Origin of the sequence: Bradyrhizobium commune (genome assembly GCF_015624505.1) — a bacterium.
GTDB classification, from domain to species: domain Bacteria; phylum Pseudomonadota; class Alphaproteobacteria; order Rhizobiales; family Xanthobacteraceae; genus Bradyrhizobium; species Bradyrhizobium commune.
The window spans coordinates 6137428-6162077 of the sequence record NZ_CP061379.1 but is presented as its reverse complement, the minus strand read 5'-3'; the positions used below and the strand labels follow the sequence as shown (position 1 = coordinate 6162077).

Here is a 24650-nt window from a genome sequence, read left to right as displayed (position 1 = left end):
TCGAATCCGGTCCGCTTCCTTAACCTGACGCCAACAGGCACGGCTCTAGGTTGCGCCGGATGTCCCCTCGACTCGGATGTTATCCGCAGCAACTATGACGGCACAACGGCAGGAAGATAGCCCTTTGCGCCCCGGAATTGCCTTGATCGGCCGTCTGGTCTGCCTGCTGGCGGGCATTTGCCTCGCATGCCCGGGGTTGCCGGCGCAGGCGGCCACCACCGAGCGGATCGTGGTCAATCGCTTCTCCGGCGTCGCCATCGAAGGCTTCGACCCCGTGGCCTATTTCGTCGATGGCGCTCCCATGCAGGGGACGGCCGAGTTCGAGGCCAACCTCTGGGGCGCGGTCTGGCGCTTCCGCAACGAGGGCAACCGGGCCTCGTTCCTGGCCCATCCCGAGGTCTACGGGCCGCAGTTCGGCGGCTATGATCCGGCCGATATCGCCCGCGGCGTCGTCATCGCCGGCAATCCCCGCTTCTTCGTGATCGCAGCCCAGCGGCTCTATCTGTTCAGCCGGGAAGACAACCGCGACGCCTTCGCCGCCGATCCCGAGCGCTTCCTGTACGAAGTGGGCAAGCGCTGGCCGGCGCTCCAGGACAAGCTCAGTCAGTAAGGCTTGCCTCAGAGTTTTGCCGCCTGCGGGTCGCCCCAGGCGATGAACGCCGGAACGATGAAGCCGGTGTCGCTGCGCTCGCCGAATCGAAGCTCGCCGCCGTGGCCGTCGGTGACCCTGCCGCCGGCCGCGGTCACGACCGCGCAGCCGGCCCCGACATCCCATTCGCAGGTCGGCCCGAAGCGGGGATAGATGTCGGCGCTACCCTCGGCGATCCGGCCGAATTTGACCGCCGAGCCGCACATCTTTCGTACCGCATTGGGCCGGTCCTCGATGAATGCCTCGCTCGTCTCGTCGCCGTGCGAGCGGCTCACCGCAGCGATCCAGGGCTCGCCGGGCCCGGGCAGCCTGCGGGTGTGGATTGGCTCGACGATGCCGCTGGCAGGGCCGACAAGCGTCAGGCGCTCGGCGCCGCGGCCGACAATGCCGCGCCAGAGCAGCCCGAGCGCGGGTGCGGCGACGATGCCGAGCAGCGGCACGCCGCGGGTGACGAGGGCAAGGTTGACGGTGAACTCGTCGCGGCCGGCGACGAACTCCTTGGTGCCGTCGAGCGGATCGATCAGGAAGAAGCTGCCCTGAAACGGCGGCGAGGCGAGGTGGGTCCGCTCTTCCGAGAGTGACGGCACGTCGCCGGCAAGCCGGGCCAGGCCGTCTGCGATGATTCGGTCGGCGGCGAGGTCGGCCTCGGTGACCGGCGAGCCATCGTGCTTGCCGTCGACCCGCATCGCCGCGCGGTTGACCGCGAGGATCGCCTCGCCCGCCTGCACCACCAGCGCGGTCAGCGGCTCCATCAGCCGGGATGCGGCCTCGCCGTCGATGATCCTCACCTGCATGCCTCATTCATCGGCAAGTTCCTGTCATAAGAAAGTCTCGCCTCTCCCAGTTGATTCGCGCCGATTGATTCGACGGGGGCTTTATGGCCGCTTCGAACCCATCGCAAGCTAGCTGCCACAGGCTGGCGAATGATAGAACACGCAGCATCGGTCAAGCATCCATGATTCGTCGCGTCCGCCGCGCAATTCCAGGAACCCTTTATGTCTGACGCTCCGTCACCCGGTACCGCTTCCGCTCCCGATATGCTCGAACTCGCCGCACTCCTGTGCTCGCGGGTCTGCCATGATCTCATCAGCCCGGTCGGCGCGATCGTCAATGGTCTCGAGGTGCTCGACGACGATCCCAAGCCCGAGGACCGCGAGTTCGCGCTCGATCTGATCCGCAAGAGCGCCAAGACGGCATCCGCGCGGCTGCAATTCTGTCGCCTCGCTTTCGGCGCGGCCGGCTCCTCCGGCGCACAGATCGACCTCGGCGATGCGCAGACCATGGCGCGCGGCCATATCGAGGACGGCAAGTGCTCGATCACCTGGAATTTGCCGCGGCTGCTGCTGCCGAAGAATCGCGTCAAGCTGCTGCTCAACATGCTGGTCGTTGCCCAGCACACGATCCCGCGCGGCGGCATGCTGACGATCGATCCGATCGGCGAGGGCGAGACCATGAGCTTCCGCATCACCGCGACCGGACACAATGCGCGCCTGCCGCAGAACATCTCCGAGCTCCTGAGCGGCGCGCGTGGACCGGCTGCGGACGCGCATGCAATCCAGCCCTATTATACCCGGCTCCTGGCGCAGGCCTGCGGACTCACGGTGACGCTCAAGCCTGAAGGCGAAGCCATCATCGTTACCGCTTCGTAAACGCGCCGCCGTTCTCAAGACAGTTAATCTATTCTTTACGAGGCGCTTCGGCTTGTCCGGAGCGCCTTATCTCTTTGTTGGTTCCGTTCTTTTGCACATACTCAACCAATATTAAACGGTTTGCGGTGAAGCTGGCCCCATTCTGAATGGCGCATCACACATCGTGCGCGCCCTCCCTGTATGAAGGCCTGTTTTCATGGATGATCTGTTGCGGGAGTTTTTGACGGAGACCAGCGAGAGCCTGGACACCGTCGACAATCAGCTGGTGAAGTTCGAGCAGGAGCCGAACAACGCCAAGATCCTGGATAACATCTTCCGCCTGGTCCACACCATCAAGGGTACGTGCGGCTTCCTCGGGTTGCCGCGGCTTGAAGCGCTGGCGCATGCCGGCGAGACGCTGATGGGCAAATTCCGCGACGGCATGCCGGTGACCGGACAGGCCGTGACGGTGATCCTGTCCTCGATCGACCGCATCAAGGAGATTTTGGCAGGGCTGGAGGCGACCGAGGCCGAGCCCGAGGGCACCGACCGCGATCTCATCGACAAATTAGAGGCAATGGTCGAGCAGGGCATGGCCGCAATGGCGGCAGGCGCTGCTCCTGTTGCCGCTCCCGTCGTTGAGGCGCCGCCGCTGGTGCCGGAAGCGCCGGTCGCCGCAGCGCCCGCTCCCGCCAAAGACATGACCACGGGCTCGCTGATCGACCAGACCCTGGAGCGCCCCTTGCGTCCGGGCGAAGTCTCGCTCGACGAGCTCGAGCGCGCCTTCCGCGAGACCGCGATCGAAGCCCCCGCACCGGCTCCTGTTGCCAAGGCCGAGGTCAAGGCCGAGGTCAAGGCCGAGCCCGCGCCGGCTGCTGAAGCCCCGGCCCCTGCTGCCAAGGAGAAGGCGCCCAAGGAGAAGCCCGCGCCGAAGAAGTCGATGGCCGATGAGAGCGTCGTTGAAGGCGACCGCATCGCCAACCAGTCGATCCGCGTCAACGTGGATACGCTGGAGCACCTGATGACCATGGTCTCCGAGCTGGTCTTGACCCGCAACCAGCTGCTGGAGATCTCCCGCCGCAACGAGGACACCGAGTTCAAGGTGCCGTTGCAGCGCCTCTCCAACGTCACCGCCGAGCTGCAGGAAGGCGTCATGAAGACGCGCATGCAGCCGATCGGCAACGCCTGGCAGAAGCTGCCCCGCATCGTCCGGGATCTGTCGAGCGAACTCGGCAAGCAGATCGAGCTGGAGATGCACGGCGCCGACACCGAGCTCGACCGCCAGGTGCTCGATCTGATCAAGGACCCGCTCACCCACATGGTGCGCAACTCCGCCGATCATGGCCTGGAGACCCCCGCCGAGCGTCTCGCCGGCGGCAAGGGCGAGCAGGGCACCATTCGCCTGTCCGCCTATCACGAAGGCGGCCACATCATCATCTGCATCGCCGACAACGGAAGAGGCCTCAACACCGAGAAGATCAAGGCCAAGGCAGTCTCCTCAGGTCTCGTCAGCGAGGCCGAGCTCGAGAAGATGTCGGAAGCGCAGATCCACAAGTTCATCTTCGCGCCCGGCTTCTCGACCGCGGCCGCCATCACCTCGGTCTCCGGCCGCGGCGTCGGCATGGACGTGGTGCGCACCAATATCGACCAGATCGGCGGCACCATCGACATCAAGTCGGTGGCCGGTGAAGGTTCTTCCGTCACCATCAAGATCCCGCTGACCTTGGCAATCGTCTCCGCGCTGATCGTGGAAGCCGCCGGCGACCGCTTTGCCATCCCGCAGCTCTCGGTGGTCGAGCTGGTGCGGGCCCGTGCCAACTCGGAGCACCGCATCGAGCGCATCAAGGACACGGCTGTCCTGCGGTTGCGCAACAAGCTCTTGCCGCTGATCCACCTCAAGAAGCTCCTGAAGATCGACGACGGCGCGGCCTCCGATCCCGAGAACGGCTTCATCGTGGTGACGCAAGTCGGCAGCCAGACCTTTGGCATCGTCGTCGATGGCGTGTTCCACACCGAAGAAATCGTGGTCAAGCCGATGTCGACCAAGCTGCGTCACATCGACATGTTCTCCGGCAACACCATTCTGGGCGATGGCGCGGTCATCATGATCATCGACCCCAACGGCATTGCCAAGGCGCTCGGCGCCGCCGGCTCTTCCGCCCATGACATGGCCGACGAGAACGGCGCGCACCACATCGGCTCGGGCGAGCAGACCACCTCGCTCCTGGTGTTCCGCGCCGGCTCGTCCCAGCCCAAGGCGGTCCCGCTCGGGCTCGTCACCCGCCTGGAAGAGCTCCCGGCCGACAAGATCGAGTTCAGTAACGGCCGCTACATGGTGCAGTACCGCGAGCAGCTGATGCCGCTGGTGGCCATGGAAGGCGTCACCATCGCAAGCCAGGGGGCGCAACCGATCCTGGTGTTCGCCGATGACGGCCGCTCCATGGGCCTCGTCGTCGACGAGATCATCGACATCGTCGAGGAACGGCTCAACATCGAGGTCGGCGGCTCCAGCCAGGGCATTCTGGGCTCGGCCGTGATCAAGGGCCAGGCCACCGAGGTGATCGACGTCGGTCACTTCCTGCCGATGGCGTTCGCCGACTGGTTCACCCGCAAGGAGATGAAGCCGTCGATGCACTCGCAGTCGGTGCTCTTGGTCGACGACAGCGCGTTCTTCCGCAACATGCTGGCCCCGGTGCTCAAGGCCGCCGGCTACCGGGTCCGCACCGCGCCGACCGCGCAGGAAGGCCTGGCTGCCTTGCGTGCCCAGACCTTCGACGTGGTCCTGACCGACATCGAGATGCCCGACATGAACGGGTTCGAGTTCGCGGAAGTTATCCGCTCCGACAGCAATCTCGGCGCGATGCCGATCATCGGCCTCTCCGCGCTGGTGTCGCCGGCGGCGATCGAGCGCGGCCGGCAGGCCGGCTTCCACGATTATGTCGCCAAGTTCGACCGGCCCGGCCTGATCGCGGCGCTGAAGGAGCAGACCGCGGGCGCGGCCGGCGCCTCCGAGCTGAGCCGGGCGGCGGCGTAAACGGCGGGATCAGGAGACACGAGATGAGCAAGAAGACGCAAATTGGCGAAGGCGCCATGGTCGAATACGTCACCGCGATGATCGGCGGTCAGCTGTTCGGCCTGCCGATCTCCCGCGTCCAGGACGTGTTCATGCCGGAGCGCGTCACCCGCGTTCCCCTGTCCTCGCGCGAGATCGCCGGCGTGTTGAACCTGCGCGGCCGCATCGTCACCGTGGTCGACATGCGCGCCCGCCTCGGCCTGCCCAAGCCCGAGGATGGCAAGACGGCGATGGCGGTCGGCGTCGACCTGCGCGGTGAATCCTATGGCCTCCTGATCGACCAGATCGGCGAGGTGCTCCGGCTTGCCGAGGACGGCAAGGAAGAAAACCCCGTCAACCTCGATCCCCGCATGGCCAAGCTTGCCGGCGGCGTCCACCGCCTCGACGGACAGCTCATGGTCGTCCTCGACGTCGATCGCGTCCTCGAACTCGCGCCCGAGATGATGGCGGCCTGATACGGCGGCATCGCCGCCGACGTACCTGCAATTGGAAGTGTCCCCGGACAGGGGATAGGAGGTTCACATGCGCACTTGTCTCGTCGTTGATGATTCCAGCGTCATCCGCAAGGTTGCGCGCCGGATCCTGGAAGGCCTCGACTTCCAGATTCTCGAAGCCGAGGACGGTGAGAAGGCGTTGGAGGCCTGCAAGCGCGGACTTCCGGACGCGGTGCTGCTCGACTGGAACATGCCGATCATGGACGGCTACGAGTTCCTCGGCCATCTGCGCCGCATGCCCGGCGGTGACCAGCCCAAGGTGGTGTTCTGCACCACCGAGAACGACGTCGCGCATATCGCGCGTGCGCTGCATGCCGGCGCCAACGAGTACATCATGAAGCCGTTCGACAAGGACATCGTGACGGCGAAGTTCCAGGAAGTCGGACTTATCTGAGCGAACACCCGGAGGCGGAACGGATCCTTCGGCGATTGTTTCAACTGAACCGTTTCAGCCTGAGTTGGTGAGTAATGAGTGTTGCGTTCGCAGGCAATTCGACCACGAGCCCGTCGCGTGAGGCCGGGCCGCTGCGGGTGATGATCGTCGACGACTCCGTCGTCATTCGCGGTCTGATCTCGCGCTGGATCGGTGCCGAGCACGACATGGAGGTCGCTGCCTCCTTGCGCACCGGGCTCGAGGCGGTCAACCAGCTCGAACGCATCAACCCCGACGTCGCCGTGCTCGACATCGAAATGCCCGAGCTCGACGGCCTCTCGGCGCTGCCACAACTGCTGGCGAAGAAGCGCGACCTCGTCATCATCATGGCTTCGACGCTGACCCGCCGCAACGCGGAGATCAGCTTCAAGGCGCTCTCGCTCGGTGCCGCCGACTACATTCCGAAGCCGGAATCGACGCGCGAAGCATCCGCCGCTGACATCTTCCACCACGACTTGATCCAGAAGATTCGTCACCTCGGCGCACGGCTGCGCCGCAAGCCTGCGATCGCGAGCCCGCCGCTGGCGCCCGCGAGCCCCGCGCCGGCCGCACGTGCACCGGCTGTCGCGCGGCCCACCGCGGCTGCAACGGCCCCGCTCGTGCATGCGCCGTCGGCGGGGGCGCTGTCCACGCGCCCGTTCTCGACCCAGGCTCCGAAGGTGCTCTTGATCGGCTCCTCGACCGGCGGCCCGCAGGCGCTGATGGCGCTCGTCACCGAGCTTGGCCCGGTGATCGACCGTTTCCCGGTGCTGATCACCCAGCACATGCCGCCGACCTTCACCACCATTCTCGCCGAACATCTCGCACGTTCCAGCCGCAAGCCGGCAGCCGAGGCGGTCGACGGCGAACTCGTCAAGCCGGGACGCATCTACCTCGCGCCAGGCGGCAAGCACATGCGCGTCGTGCGCAACGGCGCTGACGTTGCGATTGCGCTCGACGACGGCCCCGCCGTCAATTTCTGCAAGCCCGCGGTCGATCCCCTCTTCACCTCCGCCATCGACATCTGGCACGGCAACGTCCTCTCCGTGATCCTGACCGGCATGGGCTCCGACGGCATGCGCGGCGGCAAGGACATCGTCGCCGCCGGCGGTAGTGTGATCGCGCAGGACGAAGCGACGAGCGTGGTGTGGGGCATGCCCGGCGCCGCTGCCAATGCCGGCATCTGCTCCGCGATCCTGCCGCTCAACCAGATCGGTGCCAAGGTCAATCGCCTGTTCGCGGGAGACCGCTCGTGACGCCTGTGGACTATGAGTATCTGCGCAAGTTCCTGAAAGAGCGCTCCGGTCTCGATCTCTCTGCCGACAAGCAATATCTGGTCGAGAGCCGGTTGCTGCCGCTCGCCCGCAAGGCGAGCCTGCCGGGCATCCCCGATCTCGTCCTGAAGATCAGAAATGGCGATGGAAGGCTTGCGACCGATGTGGTCGAGGCCATGACCACCAACGAGACCTTCTTCTTTCGCGACAAGATCCCGTTCGATCATCTGCGCGGCACCATCATGCCCGGCCTGATCCAGGCGCGCGCCGCGCGCAAGTCGCTGCGGATCTGGTCGGCGGCCTCCTCGACCGGGCAGGAGCCCTATTCGATCGCGATGTGCTTGAAGGAGTTGGGCGCCTCGCTCGCCGGCTGGCGCATCGAGATCGTCGCCACCGACCTGTCGCAGGAAGTCCTGGAGAAATCCAAGGCCGGCCTCTACAGCCAGTTCGAGGTGCAGCGCGGCCTGCCGATCCAGCTCTTGATGAAATACTTCTCGCAATCCGGCGAGACATGGCAGCTCAATGCCGATGTCCGCGCGATGGTGCAGTTCCGCCAGCTCAATCTGTTGCAGGACTTCTCCCATCTCGGCACGTTCGACGTGATCTTCTGCCGCAACGTGCTGATCTATTTCGACCAGGACACCAAAGCCGTGATCTTCGAGCGCATGGCGAAGGGCCTGGAAGCCGATGGCACGCTGCTGCTGGGTGCGGCCGAATCCGTCGTCGGCATCACCGATGCATTCCGTCCGATCGCCGACCGTCGCGGGCTCTACCAGCTCAACCCGGCGCGCTCCGGCCGTCCGATGGGTGGACTGATGCCGCAATCGCTGAAGGTCGCAGCAGCGCGGTAAACCTCTCACAAAATCGCATGCGGCAGAAACCGCGAGCTGTTGCCGGTGATCGGGCTCTCGTCCTCGCGGATGGACAATCCGCACGGTTCGTGATTCACCAGCCAGCTGCCCACCACCGGATAGAAGCCTGAAAAATTCGGCAGCGGCGAGAGCGCCTGGCGAATAAAGCCTTCGGCGCCGTAGGGGCCGGTGTGCTCGTCGAGCGAAATGCCGGCCGAAACCAGCGTGACATTGGCGCCTTCGCGTGACAGCAGCGGCTTGCGCACATAGGACGTGCCGAGCCCGGCTGCGCGCGGATCGTCCTCGAAGAACGCCGGCAGCAGGTTGGGATGATTCGGAAACATCTCCCAGAGCAGCGGCAGGATGCCCTTGTTGGAGAGCACCGCCTTCCATGGCGGCTCGATCCAGCGCGTCGGCGCCTCCTTGAGCTTCGCGCCGAAGGCGTCGTGGAACATCCATTCCCAGGGGTAGAGCTTGAAGACGAGCTTCATGTCGCGGTCGTCGAGATCGACGAAACCGCCCGCATCGCGCCAGCCGATCTCCTCGATGTCGAGCAGCGTGGTCGATAGTCCCGCCTGGCGCGCGGTGTCCTCGAGGTAGGCGAGCGTGCCGGCATCCTCGTCATTGCCGGTGGTGCCGGTGAGGTGCAGGTGGTGGCCGGTGGCAATCCTCTTCCACGCTTCGATCAGCCGCTCATGGATGGAGTTGAACTGGTCGGCGCGAGCCGGGATGATGTGTCGTTCGATCGCCTGTTCGAGCCAGGTCCATTGAAACACCGCGGCCTCGAAGATCGAGGTCGGCGTGTCGGCGTTGTACTCGAGCAGCTTTGCGGGCGCCGCGCCGTCGAATCTGAGGTCGAGCCGGCCATAGAGGCTGCGGTCATCGTGCTCCCAGCTCTCGGCGATCAGATCCCAGAACGCTTCCGGGATCTTCAAGCGCCGCAAATGCTGCTCGTCGCCGATCACGCGGCCGGCGAGCTCGATGCACATCGCGTCGATCTCGCCGGTCGGCGTCTCGATGCCGCGCTCGATCTCGTCGAGCGTGAAGGCGTAATAGGCGCGCTCGTCCCAATAGCGCTCGCCGTCGATGGTATGAAAGGCAAAGCCGCATTGCTCGGCGGTCTGTTGCCAGTCATCGCGCTCGGGACAGATGATGCGTTGCATGGATCAGCCGCCGCCGTGGCCGCCATGGCCACCGTGCCCATGACCGTGCATGTTATGCAGCGTGCCGCCGAAACCACCGATGGTGGGCCGGCAATAGCGCTTGCCGTCGATGCCAGGGACGGCTTCGAGGCCGGACCCGCACGGTCGTGCGGCCTTCGCAAGTCCCGTCGACACCGCGCTGACCGCGGCAGTGCCCATCAGGGTGAGCATGACCCTTCGCGAACGTTTCATGTCGCTTCCTCCCGCGACGTCACTTAGAGCAGACCGACATGCGGCATTGAATTCACAAACCCGCGCCTCATTCGCCGCCCGAGAAGCCGTGGCCGAAGGAGCCGAAGCCGCCGCGAGTGACGCCGCCTGAATCGGATGTCCCCGACGAGGAATGGCTCGAGGAATCGCTGCTGAAGAAGCTCGATCGCGACGACCAATGCGAGCCGCTGCTGCTCGATGAGCCGCTGCTGCCGCAATTGGTGCCTGGCTGCTGCGCCGTCGCGGCCGCCCCGGGAGGCGGGGGATCGCAATTCCGTCGGGGCATCAGCATGTAGGCGGTGGTACCGACCGCGATCGTGCCCATCACCAGCAGCGCGACATGGCCGGAGCGCTTCACCGGCTCCCGCGGCGTCGACGGCGGCGGCGCCGGCCTGCGCTTGCCGAAATCCTTGGTGGGAGGCTTGTTGGCCATATCACTTCGCTGCCATGTCAGTAGATCATGCAGGCGGCGTTCAGGAGGCCTGCGGCGAGCGAGGACAGGCCGAGCCAGATTGCGGGTGCAAGCTCGCCTGCGGCGATCCGACCCGACAGGTTCGGCACCGGGATCTTGACGATGTAGAATACGGCGACCTGCACGATCAGGGCGATGAAGGCCCAGATCAGGCAATCCAGCACATTGACCGAATGCGCGATCGCGCTGAACAGCGGCGCCACGAAGCCGAGCAGGCTGAGGCCGAGCGCAATCGCGGCCGCCGGGTCGTTATCGCGGATCAGCTGGAACTCGTTGTGCGGCGTGATCCGCGTGTAGACGAAGAGGTACGCTACTATCGCGATCAGTCCGGTGCAGAAATAGACCAGAAAGGCGGGAAGGCCGGCGAGCGATTGCAGGATCATGGTGACGTCCGACGTTGGCGGCCGCGAATTCTGGCACGATCGCTTAGTCGCCGCATCGGGCTGGCAGGTTCGATCCCCAGAAAGGAAACCGGCGCACGATGGTGCCCGGGCACTGCACAAATTTTCGGGTCGCGTGAGACATGCTTCACAAATGCGCCCCGAGGTTGCATGTGATAGTCTGGTGCATTGATGTTGCCGTCGTCCTGGAGGAGCACGCACATGAGATGCGCGCTCGATGAGATCAGCTCTCCGGCGCATGCACGATCAGGTGGGGACGATCTGACCGGGGGCGATGCGTCTCGTCCGGTCGCGCGCCATGCGGCCGCAGGCCTCGCCAATTTGAAGGATTGTTCGTTCAGGTAGAGATGTTGTTGAGTGAGGCTCAAAATGCCCCTTGCCGAATACGAAGATTTCGAGCTCGAGATCGGCTCCTATCTGCCGGCGGGCGGCGGGCCTCAGCAATATTACGGCCGGGTGGTCAAGTCGCCGGGCGGCGAGGCGCCGAGGAGCCAGGTGAAGTTCTGGTTCAGCGCGCCGGGCGAATTGGCCAAGCTGCGAGGCGAGCTGGAAAGTGCCGTTCTGGAGATCGACGAGAAGAATTTCCAGGGTCCGAAGACGCGCGGCGAGCAGGTGTTGCGGGATTTCGGGCGAGGGGTGTTCCGAAGCGTCTTCACCGAGGTTCCATTGATTCAGCAGGTCTACGACCGCAGCAAGGGCGCGGCACAGGATCTGAGGATCAAGCTGCGGATCGAGGCGGCGGAGCTCGCCGGGCTGCCGTGGGAATATCTCTTCGACGAGAGCGACGTGCAGGGTTTCGTCAGCCTGACGCGTCCTGTCGTGCGGCACCTCGACACCGCGGGCGGCGTCGGCCGCATGGGGGTCAAGGGACCGTTGCGCATTCTCGGCATGATCGCCGATCCGGCCACCAGCGACTGGCCGAAGCTCGACGTCGTCAGGGAGCGCGACCGCATCAACAAGGGCATCGACACGCTCCAGCATGACGGTCGCGTCGACTTCCAATGGGTCCCCGGCGGAACCGGGAAAGACCTGATGAAGAAGCTGCTCGAAGGCGAGTGGCACATTTTCCATTTCATCGGCCACGGCGGCGTCGACGAAGCCTTGCCGGGATTCGCAGCCGACAGCTTCGACGAACGTGGTTTCGTCGTCATGGTCGACGAGGATGGCAAGCCGGTGAAGAAGTTCGCCTCCGACCTCGCGACCATGCTGACGGAGGCGCGCAGGAGCCTGCGCCTGATCGTCCTCAATTGCTGCGAGAGCGCGAGGATCAATGTCGGCGATCGCTTCGGGAATCCGGCGATCGGCCTGATGAAGACGGGATGGCTGCCTGCCGTGGTGGCGATGCAGTTTCCCATTACCGACAGCGCCGCGATCTCGATGTCGGAAGGATTTTACGCCGCGCTGGCCGGCAACCGTCCGATCGATGACGCGGTGACGCTCGCGCGCAAATTCATCCAGCAGAAATCCCGGGTGGAATGGGGAATTCCCGTTCTCTACATGCGTTCGTCCGACGGCAAGATCTTCGATGTCGTCCAGGCGTCGCCACCGATCGCAGGTCGCGCCGCCGGCGGCAATCCGTCGAGGGAGGCGCTGCTGCGTGCGCGTGACGAATTCATGGACGCGCTCACCGTCGCGCCGGCAACGATCGAAACGCTGGAGGATCTGACCCGGCGGGGACAGGAACTGCACAGCCTGCTCGCCGACGACAACGAGCTCTCGGTCCGGCTTGCCAAGGTCTATTACGATCTCGGCACGCTTCAGCACAAGCAGAAGCTGTTCGCGAGGGCCGCCGCCAGCTTCGCCTACATGCTCAAGCTTGATCCGACGAAGCCGGAATATTTCGTGCGCAGGGCCAATTTGAACGTGACCATGGGCCTCTACGAGAACGCGCTCAACGACATCACGGAAGCGATCAAGCTCAAGCCTGACAACGCCGAGTTCTATTGGAACAAGGGCATCGTCAGCATGACGGCGGCTGGCACCGACGACAAGCGCGGCTATGTGGAGGAGGCGATCAAGTCGTTCGGCACCGCCATCACGCTGAACGAGAACGAGCCGAAATATTTCGTGTCGCGGGCCAACGCCCAGGCGCAGGTCAAGGACCTGGCAAAAGCCCAGAGCGACATGGACAGCGCGATTGCGCTGGCGCCCGACAACCTCGACCTCCTGGTCCACAAAGCCAAGATCGTCGCCCAGATCGTGTGACTTTCGACAGCGAACCCTAGTGATAGGAATTCATCGTGACGCTCGAAAATGTCGTCGGATTCTTGAACACGGTCTTTGGCTCCTTCGGCGGGCCGCTTCTCGTCGCCCTGTTCTACTGGTTCAGGTTTCACACGTTGAAGGGGACGCGCTCGTTCACGACGAGGCCTTTGTTCCTGTTCGGCATCGCCACCTTCGCCTCGCCCTTTCTGTTCACCTATTGGCTGCTCTCGCACAAGCTGTCGCCGCTCGCCGCGATCTGGCTCGTGGTCCTGGCCTGGAAAATTCCCTTCTTTCCGAGGTGGTGGCGAGGCCTGTGCCAGGCACTGGCCGGCATTCCCGTCAGCGCGCTTTCGCTGCGCGACGCGCTGGCCGCATCGCCGTTTCAGGTTCGTCCCGACGACATGCCGATCCTGCAGCGCAAGCTGTCCAGGATCGGTTACCAGATCGACGACTTCCGCGCCGTGCAGTCGACCGCGATCCAGGCGCGATTTCTCAAGATCTCGGCGCTGATGCTGCATCTCGATCGCTGCGCCGAACGGCGCGAGAGCTTCATGGAACGCAACGCCGATGTCCACGCCGAACTGCAATCCGTCTACGATGCGCTGTGCTTCCGCACGGTCCGGGTGCTCAAGAGCAGCGGCGAGATCTACGGCGCGATCATGGAGGACAGCGAGGTCGAGCCGAACGACTGGCAGGCCCTCGATTCCCTCTCAACCCGCCACAGCACCGTCAGCCAGCTTCAGCTCGCCGCCCAGACGGCAGCCGGCAGCATGCTGGAGGATCTGCGCAAGGACATGGATTCGCTGCTCAACAACCTTCTGCTGTTTGCTGCGCGCGCGGCCCTCGCCGGCGAGTGGACGCTTGCCCGCAGCAAGCGCAGATTGGGAGAGATCGGGTTCGCGCTGGATCCGGCCTCGCCCGGCATCCTGAAGTTCGTGCTGGTCGTCGCCGCCTTCGCCTCCGGCTGGTGCCTGCTGTGGCTGCTCGCATCCTGGACAGTCGTTCGTATGCCCGGAGATCAATCCGCCGCAGCGCTGCGGACGCTGGTCACGACCCCGCTTCAGATCATCGTCAACTTCCTGCTGATCTACTATTTCAAGCGCCATTACGCGTTCGCGAACGAGAACATCTTCGGCCGGCTCCCGGTCGGATTCATCCTGTCGGTGGGGCTCGTCAGTGCGCTGATCTTTTTTCCGGTGCAGGCGGTGTTCGATCTCGGCCAGTTTCCGGACCGTCCCTTCGCCGACGTGGTGCTGCGCGAGCTGCCGTTGTTGATCTTTCCCTGGGGCATAGGGACGATGACGGCTCTGCTGGTGCAGGATTCGACCTGGGACAAGCGGTCGAGGCTGACAAGGCGGTTGAGGGACGGCCTTGTCTTTGGCGGCGGAATGACCGTGATGCTGTGGGTGGTGATGGCGATCCACCAAATCATCCATATGCCGGTGATGGAGATTGTCGAGGGCGTCTCGCCGTGGATGTTCGAGCTCACTTTCGTGCTGCCGACCTTCGGGTTCGGATTCGTGATCGGCTACGCGGTGATCGGCCATTTGCGGGAGGCGGCCGCGCGGTGCCCGGTCAGGCGGCCGGTTCTGGCCACGCCGGTGCTCGCCGGCGCCTGAGCGATCCGGACATCACGGTCGGCGATGCCCCAAAAAACAAAACCCCGCCATTTGCGGCGGGGTCCAGGCTGGGAGGAGCGAGCCCTTGGGCTCGCGACTTGACCCATGATCAGGCGGGGATGCGCTCTTCGGCGTCGTGCGGCTCGCGCAGCACGTAGCCGCGGCCCCAGACGGTCTCGATGAAGTTGCGGCCCTCGGAGGCATTCGCGAGCTTCTTGCGGAGCTTGCAGATGAAGACGTCGATGATCTTCAGCTCGGGCTCGTCCATGCCGCCATAGAGGTGGTTCAGGAACATTTCCTTGGTGAGGGTGGTACCCTTGCGGAGCGAGAGCAGCTCCAGCATCTGGTATTCCTTGCCGGTCAGATGCACGCGCTGGCCGCCGACTTCGACCGTCTTGGTGTCGAGGTTGACGACGAGGTCGCCGGTCTGGATGACCGACTGGGCGTGACCCTTGGAGCGGCGCACGATCGCGTGGATGCGGGCAACCAGCTCGTCCTTGTGGAAGGGTTTCGTCATGTAGTCGTCGGCGCCGACGCCGAGACCCTTGACCTTGTCCTCGATGCCGGCGAGGCCGGAGAGGATCAGGATCGGTGTCTTGATTTTGGAGACCCGAAGCTGCTTGAGCACGTCGTAGCCGGACATGTCGGGCAGGTTGAGGTCGAGAAGGATAATGTCGTAATCGTATAATTTACCGAGATCGACGCCTTCTTCCCCCAAATCGGTCGTGTAGACGTTGAAGCTCTCAGACTTCAGCATCAGCTCGATCGACTGCGCGACGGCGCTGTCATCTTCAATCAGCAAAACGCGCATGCCAGTTCCCCATAGTCGCCGCTCCTGGGCGTCAGGTCGGCCGCATTCGCGGCACTCAACAAAACGCCTTTGAACAACTGATTCGGATCCTGACGACAGATGGTTAACAAACTCTGATTCTGGAACGCAAGTCCCCCCGGTGCAATTTTTGACGAATCGCCCTAAGGTCTTGCGCGCGAAGCAGCTTTCGTTACCCGTTTCCGTTCAAGTTCCACTTTAAGAGACGGGCCTAACCGACTCCCGCGACTCAGCCTTCTTCTGAAGGGGGGTCACGCTCAGTCACAAAGACAGTGACGCAATGATTAATGATGCGGGTAAACACGAGGTTAAGCTCCGTTCAGAAATATGGCGAAACTTAAGAGTTTCCCCGTGAAGGCCCGGATCAGCGCGGTGCGACCCCTTATGAAGGCCCCTTTATGAAGGCGCTGGTATGAAAGCTCTTGTATGAAAGCTCTTGCCGAACAGATCGGCGATATCGACGGCGTCAACATTTATGGCCGCGTGGTCGGCGTGCGCGGCCTGATGGTCGAGGTGGCCGGTCCGATCCACGCGATGTCGGTCGGCGCGCGGCTCGTGATCGAGACCGGTGCCAACCGTTCCATCCCCTGCGAGGTGATCGGCTTCTCCGGCAGCAATGCCGTCGTGATGCCGTTCGCCGGGCTCGATGGCGTGCGCCGCGGCTGCAAGGCGGTCATCGCCAACGCCGCCAATCAAGTGCGGCCGTCGGCGGCGTGGCTCGGCCGTGTCGTCAATGCGCTGGGCGAGCCGATCGACGGCAAGGGGCCGTTGCCGCAAGGCGCGTCCCCGATGCCGTTCCGCAATTCGCCGCCGCCGGCGCATTCGCGCAAGCGCGTCGGGGCGCCGCTCGATCTCGGCGTGCGCGCGATGAACACCTTCCTCACCTGCTGCCGCGGCCAGCGCATGGGCATCTTTGCAGGCTCCGGCGTCGGCAAATCGGTGCTGCTCTCGATGCTGGCGCGCAACGTCGATGCCGATATCAGCGTCATCGGCCTGATCGGCGAACGCGGCCGCGAGGTGCAGGAGTTCTTGCAGGACGATCTCGGCGAGGAGGGGCTGGCACGCTCCGTCGTGGTGGTCGCAACCTCCGACGAGCCGGCGCTGATGCGGCGGCAGGCCGCCTATCTGACGCTCGCGGTCGCCGAATATTTTCGCGACGAGGACCAGGACGTGCTCTGCCTGATGGACTCGGTGACGCGCTTTGCCATGGCCCAGCGCGAGATCGGGCTGTCCGCCGGCGAGCCGCCGACAGCCAAGGGCTACACGCCGACCGTCTTCACCGAGCTGCCCAAGCTTCTGGAGCGCGCCGGTCCCGGCCTCGGCGAGGGCGCGATCACCGCGATCTTCACCGTGCTGGTCGATGGCGACGACCACAACGAACCGATCGCGGACGCCGTCCGCGGCATCCTCGACGGCCATATCGTGATGCAGCGTCAGATCGCCGAGCGCGGCCGCTACCCCGCCATCAACATCCTCAAATCGGTTTCCCGCACCATGCCGAAATCGGCCGATCCGCAGTTCTGGCCGACCATCCAGAAGGCGCGGGCGGTGATGGCGACCTATGCCGACATGGAGGAATTGATCCGGCTCGGGGCCTACCGGGCCGGCTCCAGCCCCGAGGTCGACGAGGCGATCCGCCTGCATGAGCCGCTGGAGGCGTTCCTGCGCCAGCGCAAGGAGGAAAGTGCGTCGCTGGCCGACGGCTATCGCCAGTTGGCGCAAATCCTCGGCAATTTGGAAACGGAACGCTAACTTTGTCCCGTCATCATCCGATCTCACAGAGTAGCAGAGCCGGTCTTGGCCCCGTTGGGCCTGTGGGGAGACCGGTGTCGTCCCAATGTGTGTATATCTTGCAGCTAGGGGACTTCTGGGGAGTACGAGTCGATGAAGTCACGTGATACCCTCATTCGCCTGAAGAAGTTTCAGGTCGACGAGAAGCGCCGCAGGGTCGCCCAGATCGAGTCCATGATTGCCGACTTCCAGCGGATGTCGACCGATCTTGAGCGCGAGATCCAGACCGAGCAGGACCGCGCCGGGATCAACGATCCCTCGCATTTCGCCTATCCGACCTATGCCAAGGCCGCCATCCAGCGCCGCGAGAACCTGACCCGCTCGGCCGACGAGCTCAAGGGCCAGCTCGAGGAGGCCAAGGCTGCCCTCGGGGAGGCCTTCGAGGAATTGAAGAAGGTCGAGCTCCTGGACGAGCGCGACCAGGCCCGCGAGCGCGCCGAGGAAAACGCCCGCGAGCAGGCCGACCTCGACAGCATCGGCCTGATGCGCTCCCGCATCGGCGCCGTCGCCTGACGACGCGGCCAGCGGGTCAAACCGCCTGAGAATTTGCGAGCCCGGACCCGCAAGGTCCGGGTTTTTGCGTTTCCTGTCCACAGTGTGGCGTGCCGCCCCCTTGGTGGCGGGCTTTACCGCGCGCTATGGTAGCGCAGTGCCGGGGTCCGCGCGGGATGCGACGGGAGCCTGCGTGTTGGGGGGCTGAATGCTGACGCCAGCGGAGCTGGTCGGGCTGATTGAGGCGGTGGCGAAGCGCGACCAGGCCGCGTTCGAGCGCCTCTATGGTGCCACGCGCGCGAAACTCTATGGCGTCGTGCTCCGTATCTTGCGCCGACAGGATCTCGCAGAGGAGGTCATTCAGGAGACCTACGTCAAGATCTGGAACAGCGCGGGCCAGTTCAATCCGACGCTGTCGTCGCCGATCACGTGGATGGCGTCGATCGCGCGCAATCGCGCGATCGACATCGTGCGAAAGAAAACGGAGGCTTCCATCGAGGAGGAGCCCCAGGCGATGGAAGTCGCCGCAGACAGTCCCGATCCCCTGGCGCGCAGGGAGATGTCCGAGGAGTTGAAGCGGCTCCTGGAATGTATCGGTCGGCTCGAGCCGGACCGTCAAAGGCTCGTGCTTCTCGCCTATTACAACGGCTGGAGCCGCGAGCAATTGGCGGAAAAATTCGCCGCGCCCGTCAACACGGTGAAGACGTGGCTGCGACGCAGCATGTTGGATATCCGGGAGTGTCTTGGACTATGAGGGCTTCGACGATGAGGATGGTTTTGGACTGCAATTGATGGCCTACACGGAGGACCATATCGCGCTCGCCGCGGAATATGCGCTCGGTACACTCGATGCCGACGAGCGTGCGCAGGTCGTGACCATGATGGCGGTGGACCAGGAGTTCGCGGCGGTCGTGCAGGCCTGGGAATTCCAGCTCGGCGTCCTCAATCAGATGGTCGGCACGATCGAGCCGCGGCCGATCGTATGGGAGAACATCAGACGCGAGATCGCGCAGGCGGCGTCATCGCAGGATTCGCAGGTGCCGCCGGCCATGCACGAACCGCCGGCGCCGTCGGACGTGCCGCCGCCGCCGGTGGCGTCCTCGCCGGAGCCTTTATCGCCAGAGCTTCCGTCGTTGGACGTGCCGCCGCCGGAGCCACCGCAATCCGACTCCGATACCATTCCGGACATCGCACCGCAGTTCATTCCGCAGACGCACGCGCCCGATCCGGGTGTCGCGACGATTCAACAGGTGCCGATCGTCGACGACACCAACGTGATCTATCTCGAAAGCCGCGTGAAGCGCTGGCGCAACATTGCCGCCGCCGTGGGTGCGCTCGCGGCCGCGCTGCTGATGACGCTGTCGCTTCAGATATTCTCGCCCGATGCACTGCCCGGCGCGCTGCGCCCGGCGCCGCGCGTCCAGACCGTCGAGGTGAAGACACCGGCCGCGCCGCTGTCCTCGCCGGCGCAATATGTCGCGCTGTTGCAGGGCCAGAGCGGCGGCCCCGCCTTCATCCTCACCATCGATGGCGCGACCAAGAACTTCACCGTGCGCAAGGTCGGCGCGACGCCGGAGCCCGGCAAGAGTTTTGAGCTGTGGCTGATCTCCGACAAGCTGCCGCGCCCGCGCTCGCTTGGCGTGATCGGCAGTGGCGACTTCACCGCGCGCCCGGTGCTCGCCGGCTTCGATGCCGACGTCGTCAACGGCGCGACCTATGCCGTCACCGTCGAGCAGGCGGGCGGCTCGCCTAACGGCCAACCGACATCGGCGCCGGTGTTTTCCGGCAAGCTGATCGAGACTGTGCCGCCGACGCAGCCGCAGGTTCCCGCGAAGAAATAGTTCCGTAGGCCGGATCGAGCGCAGCGCGATCCGGGTCCGTCAGCCATCACGCGCATGGGTCCCGGATTAGGCTTTCGCTCCATCCGGGTTACAAAAGGCGCATCCCTTGTCGCTATTGTCCATTCCGCCGTCGCAATCCGACAAGCCCGGCCAAATCCGCCCCCGATTTGAACCTCCCCACAAATTGCCGCGTCAAATCCCCGGAATTTGCAGTCGGCGCCGCCGATCGTGGTGCCGGAGAGGGGCAGGAAATCAGATGGACGCAGCCAGGCCGCCGGGCATCTTCATTCACCAGTATTCGGGCCTTCCGCAGGGGCCGGCCTTCGAACATTGGCGCGACAGGGCCCTGGGGTCATGTGGCCTCGATATCGGGCCGAGCCACGGCGACAGCATCGATTGCCGCCTCCAGATCAGCGTTGTCGACAATATCGTGCTGGCCATTCCCGAAGGGGCTTCGGCGCGATACTCGCGCACGCAAAGCAGCCTTGCTGACGGCAGCGACGATCTCGTCCTGATCGCCGCACATGCCGGCCTGGTCGGTATCCGGCAGAACGGCCACAGCGTCGAACTGGCGCCAGCGCAGATGGTGCTTGCCGACATGAGCATCACCGGCAGCGTCGGTCACACCAGTGAAGACCGCTTCACGACGATCCGCATGCCGCGCCGCGCGCTGCTCGACATCAATCCGCGTGCCGAGGAGAAGCTGTCGCAGGTGCTTTGCGACGGCGCGGTCGCCGAGACCATCTTCCGCTACCACGCGCTCGCCGCCAATCATGCGCCGCATCTCGACGCGGTCGGCCAGCGCCTGACCGCGCAGCACATGGTCGATCTCGTCGGCCTTCTGCTCGGCACCGATGCCGAGCACGCGGCGCTGGCGCGCGGCCGGGGTCATGCGGCCGCACGTCTCGATCTGATACGCGCCGACGTGATGGCGGCGCTCGGCCGCAACGATCTCTGCCTGTCGGAGGTCGCGACGCGCTCGGGCCTCAGCCCGCGCCAGGCGCAGCGGCTGTTCGAGCAGGCCGGCACGACCTTCACCGAATTCGTGCTGGAGCAGCGTCTGTTGCTTGCGCGAAAACTGCTCGGCGATCCCCGCGCCAGGGCGCGCAAGATCAGCGACATCGCGCATTCCTCGGGCTTTTCGGATTTGTCCTATTTCAACCGCGCCTTCCGCAAGCGTTTTGGCACGACGCCGTCGGAACTGCGCGAGGCGTGAGCCGGGATTTTGTCCAGGGCGGGGCCCGGCCCGGACATCCATCAACCAAGCGACATGATGCGACAGAGTGCGGAGAAAGCACCGCGCACCACAACGGGCTGAAATGCCTCCTGGCGGGAGATGTCAGCATGAGATGTCTGTAGGTGGCCCCATTGTCGAACGACCTCAAGCCTTCTTGATGTCGGCTTTCAGCAGGACGGCTGACATCAGCCAGACTGTCATACATTGCCGCCTGCGACCCTGAGCGGACGTCGCCATTAGAGCCTGTTGCCCGTGAACCGGCGGGGAATGCCATCATCCATTCATGAAGCCCAGCGTGCGCACGCACGCTGCTTCATTCTCATGGGGAAGCGATAAATGCCCCGGCGGCGCGCGGTTGCAACAAAGCGTCGCGGACCAGCCGCTGTGCCGGCTCTTCGAAATAACGGTAAGTCAAATACGAGGCAAGCAGCGTCGTGCCGACGAAGAGTGCGAAGAAGGCGTTGCCATAGAGGGGAACTGGTGCCCGGATCAACGAAAAGCCCAGCATCATCGTCAACTGAATTGGGAATTGCAGCAGATAGCTTGAATACGTCATGTTGCCGACAGTCTCGACAACCTGCCGCAGACGGGCCGGCAAAATCACCTCTCGAGAAAGGCTGTACAGCAGCACGGGGGTGGAGATCAGCATCACCGGAAGGCCTATCGATTCCAAATGGCCATTCGTGAACCAGTATCCGCATAACAGCAACACGCTGGCAGCGAGCCAGCTTGCGCCTTCGACCGCCAAAGGATGAATTGTCCGAGACGTAACCAGTTGCCGCGCCATCGCCGCCAGTCCGCCCGCATAAAAGAAGGCGAAACAGTCTGCGATTTGTCCGGGAATCATCAGGCTGATGGCGATGACCACCAGATTGAGCAGCCACGACCGGGTCGCCAGCAACATCACGAAGAAAAAGAAATAGACCAGCACTTCGACTGATATCGACCAAATCGGTCCATTGAAACTCAGGGCTTCCTGGGTCGTGGCGTTGCTCGCCATCAACAACTGAAGAAGAAAATGGAGGGCATCATTGTGCTGGTACACAAAGAAGTATCCGGTGAGCTGGAAGTACAGAGGCTGGAGCGCGGCGACGAACAGAAGCGTCACGACGTGCAGCGGATAGAGCCGCGAGAAACGCAGAACGAAGAATCTCCATCCGTCGAGCAGGCGACCGGCGACCGCGTCGCGATATTTCCAGAAAAAAATGAAGCCGCTAATGCACCAGAATACCCGGACCGCATACGGGCCGCTATGGTACAGCGGGCCGAAGAGCCAATAGATCGGCAGCCGATCCTGAATAAGACCCACTTCCCTGTCGCCGACGAAGGCGAATTGGCGATAGTGGAATAACAAAATGGCAAAAGCCGTCAGGAAGCGCAACAGCTCCAATCCCAGAAGCTTGTTCGATCGGACAGCGGCAGCCGCTGGTTTTATTTCGAGCCGCATGAGACCGATGCTCCCTTCAGAACGGCTTCATTCCAAAGCTGATACCCGGCGGCGCTCAGGTGTACCCCGTCAATCGTGTGCGGCGTCGGCAGCGGCGGCAAGGCCGCAAAGGTGGCGCCGCTGCGGACCGCGAGTGCTGGCAGCGCGGAATTATAGCCGTCGATGAGCCGCGTCGCTTTCGTTCGCGTCTCGACGGGAAGACGAGGAGAAGCATCGAGCGGCGGAACCCCCAGCATGATCACACGGCCCGCCGCCTTGGAAAGCGTCGCCACGAGCGAGCTGTAGTTCGCCTCGAACTGCGGCAAGTCCCGCGCGGCCCCCAACGCGTCGTTGATCCCGAGTGCGATCACGATAGCGGCGGCGGGTTTGCCGTCGAGCGCATCCACCAGCCAGTCGCCCAAATCGCTCGTCGTCGAGGCACCATCCAGGCCAGCGTTGACGATGGCATGGCCGCAGAGCTCGCGCGGCAGGGTAGACGCTTCGACAATGCTGTCGCCCAGAACGATGATAGGATTATCGATCCGGCTTAGCGTGTAATAAAGAATGATTTGCCGGCTTCGACGATGCGACTCCGCAAAGGCCTGTTTTTTGACGATCGAGGCTCCGACCGAAACAGCACCGATCGCAAGGACCGCAAAGCCGACAAGCATCCGGTTCATGTACGCCCTCGAACACAGCCAGGGTTCAAATCGCGAAAGATAGACCGGTGAAAGTTAAGATAATCCACCTACGGCGCCGACTTCGTCCCGCACGCAGTTCGCCTCACAAAGCGAACGATCAGAAAAATGACCGCCTATGACCGACCCGCGGCGGAAATGTCCTGGACTGGCTATTCCTCGTCAACGTCCCATAGCCGGCCTTGTATATACACTCTCGTAAAGGCCGGTATGCTCCTCCTTCCAACCGCGCTTTTCGACGAGGAACTGCCTCAGTTGCTCATGCCCCTTCAGCCACAACACAGCGTCGATGTGGTATTTTTCAAGTACTTCATCCCAGGTGCGTTCATCGATCTCCCAGCGAACGAGCCTAAAATAGTCTCGCAATAGCTCGTCGGGATAGGCGGTCGCGGCCCGCCCGTCCACAAACAGGGGGACTGATCCATGGGTGAGAAGGATCAGGTATCCTCCCACATTCCAGTGATTGAGCACACGCGCGTGCGAGAGACGTGTTTGCAAATATTCGGCGTCTTGCTCCGATAGCATCTCGGGCAACGCCAAAGCCGGCGCGATCTGAAGAAGCGTCAGAGGCAGTACACATACGCCAACGATCGCCGCAGTCATGAGGGCTTGCTGAACGTGTCGCTGCTGCAGCTGCTTGGGAAGAATCCAATCGAGGTGTAAAGCCACGGGGATAGTTGAGAAAATGAAGAAAAAGGACATGTATCGAAATTGGTGGAGCCCGAGCACAAGAAAGACCCAAGAAAGCATGCGGGATTCGAGGCGGATCTTGGTGGATGCCCCATAGCGCAATTCGAGCGCGACAAACGCCAGAATGTAGGCCATTCCGGGAATGCTACCTGGAATTTCGATGTTGTGGGAATAAGGCAGCCACTCGCCAATGTTTGCTTGAACGAAGTGCCCCAAGGTCTCCGTTACACCTTGGTAGATGTGCCAGCCCAACGGATTGACGAAAGTCGCGGCGAAGCAGCTGATCCCCGCCAGCGCTATGGTTCTGAGCCTGTTCCAGTCGCGCCGGAGCAGCGCACCGCCGCCGAAGACAGCGAGGATCATGAATCCCAGTACAAATCCTCCGTGCAAGTTGACCCAGAGGATCATTAGCAAGGGCAACAGCAACAATTTCTTGGACTGCAGACATTCCCGGTAGAAAATGACGCTGAACAGCATTGTCGCGACGTTCGGAGATGCTGCCAGGTAGATATTGGGTGCAGCCTGATATGCTGGATACAAAAGGCATGTCATGAAAATCGCGATGCAGGCTGCGAGCGCGGAAGCCCCAGCCGCCAAGCAGGCGCACGTTAGATAGCCAACAATCAGCGCACCGCACAGGACGACCAGGCCGACAAGACCACCGTACCCCGCGTACTTAAAAACCACGCTGGCGATAACATCCCACAACCAGGAGAGGTTGAACCACTGCTTGGTCCCGAGCGTGAATGACCAAGGGTCCTGGAACGGAACGTGCGCTTCGCTTCTAATCAGGTCACCAGCGGCCAAATGCCAGCCGAGGTCGTAGTGACTTAAGATGAGGGAGGCGTTGGAAATATAGAATATGCTCAGGAGCGAGATCAGAAACGCGTAGGTTCCCAACGTCAATGGCGGTGTTGCCCCTGATGGCCCAGCAAGGTTCTGGAGCATCCGGAAATCCCCGTCGTTCATTCCAATACGTCCAACTCAGACCTTCGACGGCTTTCTGCCATCGGTTGTCATCCATTCCGCCAACCGTTTACCGGCAAATGATCTAAGGTAGAGTGAAGATTGATTGTGCAATCGAGGTTCCACAAGCAACGGGAATGGGTAGGTTAATGCTGGGTTAGGCTCGGCAGCATAACTTTAAGAATGATCA

General features: G+C 63.3%; 23 protein-coding genes. 14 read left to right on the top strand and 9 right to left on the bottom strand.

Annotated elements, in window-relative coordinates; genetic code table 11:
- Window positions 1-124 precede the first annotated feature (124 nt).
- Window positions 125-610, top strand: a complete 486-nt coding sequence (locus IC761_RS28870) for a YHS domain-containing (seleno)protein (RefSeq protein WP_195800066.1) — start codon at window positions 125-127, stop codon at window positions 608-610.
- Between the two features lie 8 nt (window positions 611-618).
- On the opposite strand, the gene IC761_RS28865 is transcribed toward IC761_RS28870, so the two are convergent.
- On the bottom strand, window positions 619-1443 hold the full coding sequence (locus IC761_RS28865) for a 3'(2'),5'-bisphosphate nucleotidase CysQ family protein (protein WP_195800065.1): 825 nt from the start codon (window positions 1441-1443) through the stop codon (window positions 619-621).
- 201 nt (window positions 1444-1644) lie between these two features.
- Between IC761_RS28865 and chpT the strand changes: the two genes are divergently transcribed.
- The 6 genes from chpT to IC761_RS28835 all read left to right on the top strand — a co-directional run bounded on the left by chpT (window position 1645) and on the right by IC761_RS28835 (window position 8381).
- Window positions 1645-2298: a histidine phosphotransferase ChpT gene (gene chpT, locus IC761_RS28860; RefSeq protein ID WP_195800064.1), complete on the top strand. Its 654-nt coding sequence runs from the start codon at window positions 1645-1647 to the stop codon at window positions 2296-2298.
- 196 nt (window positions 2299-2494) lie between these two features.
- Window positions 2495-5311: a hybrid sensor histidine kinase/response regulator gene (locus tag IC761_RS28855; RefSeq protein WP_195800063.1), complete on the top strand. Its 2817-nt coding sequence runs from the start codon at window positions 2495-2497 to the stop codon at window positions 5309-5311.
- A 23-nt stretch (window positions 5312-5334) separates the two neighbouring features.
- Window positions 5335-5805, top strand: coding sequence for a chemotaxis protein CheW (locus IC761_RS28850; RefSeq protein ID WP_195800062.1), 471 nt, complete (start codon window positions 5335-5337; stop codon window positions 5803-5805).
- A 67-nt stretch (window positions 5806-5872) separates the two neighbouring features.
- Entirely contained in the window at window positions 5873-6238 is a 366-nt protein-coding gene (locus IC761_RS28845; protein WP_008138864.1) for a response regulator, read from the top strand.
- 74 nt (window positions 6239-6312) lie between these two features.
- Window positions 6313-7512 (top strand): protein-glutamate methylesterase/protein-glutamine glutaminase, encoded by a 1200-nt coding sequence (locus IC761_RS28840; RefSeq protein ID WP_195800061.1) that lies wholly within the window; start codon window positions 6313-6315, stop codon window positions 7510-7512.
- Window positions 7509-8381: a CheR family methyltransferase gene (locus tag IC761_RS28835; RefSeq protein WP_195800060.1), complete on the top strand. Its 873-nt coding sequence runs from the start codon at window positions 7509-7511 to the stop codon at window positions 8379-8381. Before IC761_RS28840 ends, IC761_RS28835 begins: the two co-directional genes overlap by 4 nt.
- A gap of 5 nt (window positions 8382-8386) precedes the next feature.
- On the opposite strand, the gene IC761_RS28830 is transcribed toward IC761_RS28835, so the two are convergent.
- From IC761_RS28830 to IC761_RS28815, 4 genes are all read right to left on the bottom strand, one after another.
- Window positions 8387-9544, bottom strand: a complete 1158-nt coding sequence (locus tag IC761_RS28830; protein ID WP_195800059.1) for a glutathionylspermidine synthase family protein — start codon at window positions 9542-9544, stop codon at window positions 8387-8389.
- A 3-nt stretch (window positions 9545-9547) separates the two neighbouring features.
- Window positions 9548-9775, bottom strand: coding sequence for a hypothetical protein (locus tag IC761_RS28825; RefSeq protein WP_195800058.1), 228 nt, complete (start codon window positions 9773-9775; stop codon window positions 9548-9550).
- A gap of 67 nt (window positions 9776-9842) precedes the next feature.
- Entirely contained in the window at window positions 9843-10226 is a 384-nt protein-coding gene (locus tag IC761_RS28820) for a hypothetical protein (protein ID WP_195800057.1), read from the bottom strand.
- A gap of 17 nt (window positions 10227-10243) precedes the next feature.
- A complete protein-coding gene (locus IC761_RS28815; protein WP_195800056.1) occupies window positions 10244-10648 on the bottom strand; it encodes a DUF350 domain-containing protein in 405 nt (134 codons plus the stop codon).
- Window positions 10649-11035: 387 nt separating this feature from the next.
- Between IC761_RS28815 and IC761_RS28810 the strand changes: the two genes are divergently transcribed.
- Entirely contained in the window at window positions 11036-12871 is a 1836-nt protein-coding gene (locus IC761_RS28810; RefSeq protein ID WP_195800055.1) for a CHAT domain-containing tetratricopeptide repeat protein, read from the top strand.
- Window positions 12872-12906: 35 nt separating this feature from the next.
- The gene (locus tag IC761_RS28805; protein ID WP_195800054.1) at window positions 12907-14490 is read left to right on the top strand and encodes a hypothetical protein; all 1584 of its coding nucleotides are present in this window, start codon (window positions 12907-12909) and stop codon (window positions 14488-14490) included.
- A gap of 109 nt (window positions 14491-14599) precedes the next feature.
- Here IC761_RS28805 and ctrA read toward each other — a convergent pair whose 3' ends face one another.
- A complete protein-coding gene (gene ctrA / locus IC761_RS28800; RefSeq protein WP_195800053.1) occupies window positions 14600-15301 on the bottom strand; it encodes a response regulator transcription factor CtrA in 702 nt (233 codons plus the stop codon).
- Between the two features lie 444 nt (window positions 15302-15745).
- Here ctrA and fliI point away from each other — a divergent pair, with 444 nt between their 5' ends.
- The 5 genes from fliI (at window position 15746) to IC761_RS28775 (ending at window position 20659) form a co-directional block, all read left to right on the top strand.
- Window positions 15746-17071, top strand: coding sequence for a flagellar protein export ATPase FliI (fliI, locus tag IC761_RS28795; protein WP_195800052.1), 1326 nt, complete (start codon window positions 15746-15748; stop codon window positions 17069-17071).
- A 132-nt stretch (window positions 17072-17203) separates the two neighbouring features.
- Complete coding sequence (gene fliJ, locus IC761_RS28790; RefSeq protein WP_195800051.1) at window positions 17204-17623, top strand: flagellar export protein FliJ; 420 nt, start codon at window positions 17204-17206, stop codon at window positions 17621-17623.
- Between the two features lie 187 nt (window positions 17624-17810).
- Window positions 17811-18356, top strand: a complete 546-nt coding sequence (locus IC761_RS28785; protein ID WP_195800050.1) for a sigma-70 family RNA polymerase sigma factor — start codon at window positions 17811-17813, stop codon at window positions 18354-18356.
- Window positions 18357-18393: 37 nt separating this feature from the next.
- Window positions 18394-19443: an anti-sigma factor gene (locus tag IC761_RS28780; RefSeq protein WP_195804796.1), complete on the top strand. Its 1050-nt coding sequence runs from the start codon at window positions 18394-18396 to the stop codon at window positions 19441-19443.
- Window positions 19444-19699: 256 nt separating this feature from the next.
- On the top strand, window positions 19700-20659 hold the full coding sequence (locus IC761_RS28775) for a helix-turn-helix transcriptional regulator (RefSeq protein WP_195800049.1): 960 nt from the start codon (window positions 19700-19702) through the stop codon (window positions 20657-20659).
- A gap of 340 nt (window positions 20660-20999) precedes the next feature.
- On the opposite strand, the gene IC761_RS28770 is transcribed toward IC761_RS28775, so the two are convergent.
- From IC761_RS28770 to IC761_RS28760, 3 genes are all read right to left on the bottom strand, one after another.
- A complete protein-coding gene (locus tag IC761_RS28770; protein ID WP_195800048.1) occupies window positions 21000-22127 on the bottom strand; it encodes an acyltransferase family protein in 1128 nt (375 codons plus the stop codon).
- Window positions 22112-22786, bottom strand: a complete 675-nt coding sequence (locus tag IC761_RS28765) for an SGNH/GDSL hydrolase family protein (protein WP_195800047.1) — start codon at window positions 22784-22786, stop codon at window positions 22112-22114. Before IC761_RS28765 ends, IC761_RS28770 begins: the two co-directional genes overlap by 16 nt.
- 180 nt (window positions 22787-22966) lie before the next feature.
- The gene (locus tag IC761_RS28760; RefSeq protein WP_195800046.1) at window positions 22967-24463 is read right to left on the bottom strand and encodes a hypothetical protein; all 1497 of its coding nucleotides are present in this window, start codon (window positions 24461-24463) and stop codon (window positions 22967-22969) included.
- Window positions 24464-24650 lie beyond the last annotated feature (187 nt).

What these genes read in the sequence shown, in the direction of transcription:
- IC761_RS28865 (WP_195800065.1), bottom strand. Translation starts at nt 1,443, where the DNA reads ATGCAGGTGAGGATCATCGACGGCGAGGCCGCATCCCGGCTGATGGAG.
- chpT (WP_195800064.1), top strand. Translation starts at nt 1,645, where the DNA reads ATGTCTGACGCTCCGTCACCCGGTACCGCTTCCGCTCCCGATATGCTC.
- IC761_RS28855 (WP_195800063.1), top strand. Translation starts at nt 2,495, where the DNA reads ATGGATGATCTGTTGCGGGAGTTTTTGACGGAGACCAGCGAGAGCCTG.
- IC761_RS28850 (WP_195800062.1), top strand. Translation starts at nt 5,335, where the DNA reads ATGAGCAAGAAGACGCAAATTGGCGAAGGCGCCATGGTCGAATACGTC.
- IC761_RS28845 (WP_008138864.1), top strand. Translation starts at nt 5,873, where the DNA reads ATGCGCACTTGTCTCGTCGTTGATGATTCCAGCGTCATCCGCAAGGTT.
- IC761_RS28840 (WP_195800061.1), top strand. Translation starts at nt 6,313, where the DNA reads ATGAGTGTTGCGTTCGCAGGCAATTCGACCACGAGCCCGTCGCGTGAG.
- IC761_RS28830 (WP_195800059.1), bottom strand. Translation starts at nt 9,544, where the DNA reads ATGCAACGCATCATCTGTCCCGAGCGCGATGACTGGCAACAGACCGCC.
- IC761_RS28825 (WP_195800058.1), bottom strand. Translation starts at nt 9,775, where the DNA reads ATGAAACGTTCGCGAAGGGTCATGCTCACCCTGATGGGCACTGCCGCG.
- IC761_RS28820 (WP_195800057.1), bottom strand. Translation starts at nt 10,226, where the DNA reads ATGGCCAACAAGCCTCCCACCAAGGATTTCGGCAAGCGCAGGCCGGCG.
- IC761_RS28815 (WP_195800056.1), bottom strand. Translation starts at nt 10,648, where the DNA reads ATGATCCTGCAATCGCTCGCCGGCCTTCCCGCCTTTCTGGTCTATTTC.
- IC761_RS28810 (WP_195800055.1), top strand. Translation starts at nt 11,036, where the DNA reads ATGCCCCTTGCCGAATACGAAGATTTCGAGCTCGAGATCGGCTCCTAT.
- ctrA (WP_195800053.1), bottom strand. Translation starts at nt 15,301, where the DNA reads ATGCGCGTTTTGCTGATTGAAGATGACAGCGCCGTCGCGCAGTCGATC.
- fliI (WP_195800052.1), top strand. Translation starts at nt 15,746, where the DNA reads ATGAAAGCTCTTGCCGAACAGATCGGCGATATCGACGGCGTCAACATT.
- fliJ (WP_195800051.1), top strand. Translation starts at nt 17,204, where the DNA reads ATGAAGTCACGTGATACCCTCATTCGCCTGAAGAAGTTTCAGGTCGAC.
- IC761_RS28785 (WP_195800050.1), top strand. Translation starts at nt 17,811, where the DNA reads ATGCTGACGCCAGCGGAGCTGGTCGGGCTGATTGAGGCGGTGGCGAAG.
- IC761_RS28780 (WP_195804796.1), top strand. Translation starts at nt 18,394, where the DNA reads ATGGCCTACACGGAGGACCATATCGCGCTCGCCGCGGAATATGCGCTC.
- IC761_RS28775 (WP_195800049.1), top strand. Translation starts at nt 19,700, where the DNA reads ATGGACGCAGCCAGGCCGCCGGGCATCTTCATTCACCAGTATTCGGGC.
- IC761_RS28770 (WP_195800048.1), bottom strand. Translation starts at nt 22,127, where the DNA reads ATGCGGCTCGAAATAAAACCAGCGGCTGCCGCTGTCCGATCGAACAAG.
- IC761_RS28765 (WP_195800047.1), bottom strand. Translation starts at nt 22,786, where the DNA reads ATGAACCGGATGCTTGTCGGCTTTGCGGTCCTTGCGATCGGTGCTGTT.
- IC761_RS28760 (WP_195800046.1), bottom strand. Translation starts at nt 24,463, where the DNA reads ATGAACGACGGGGATTTCCGGATGCTCCAGAACCTTGCTGGGCCATCA.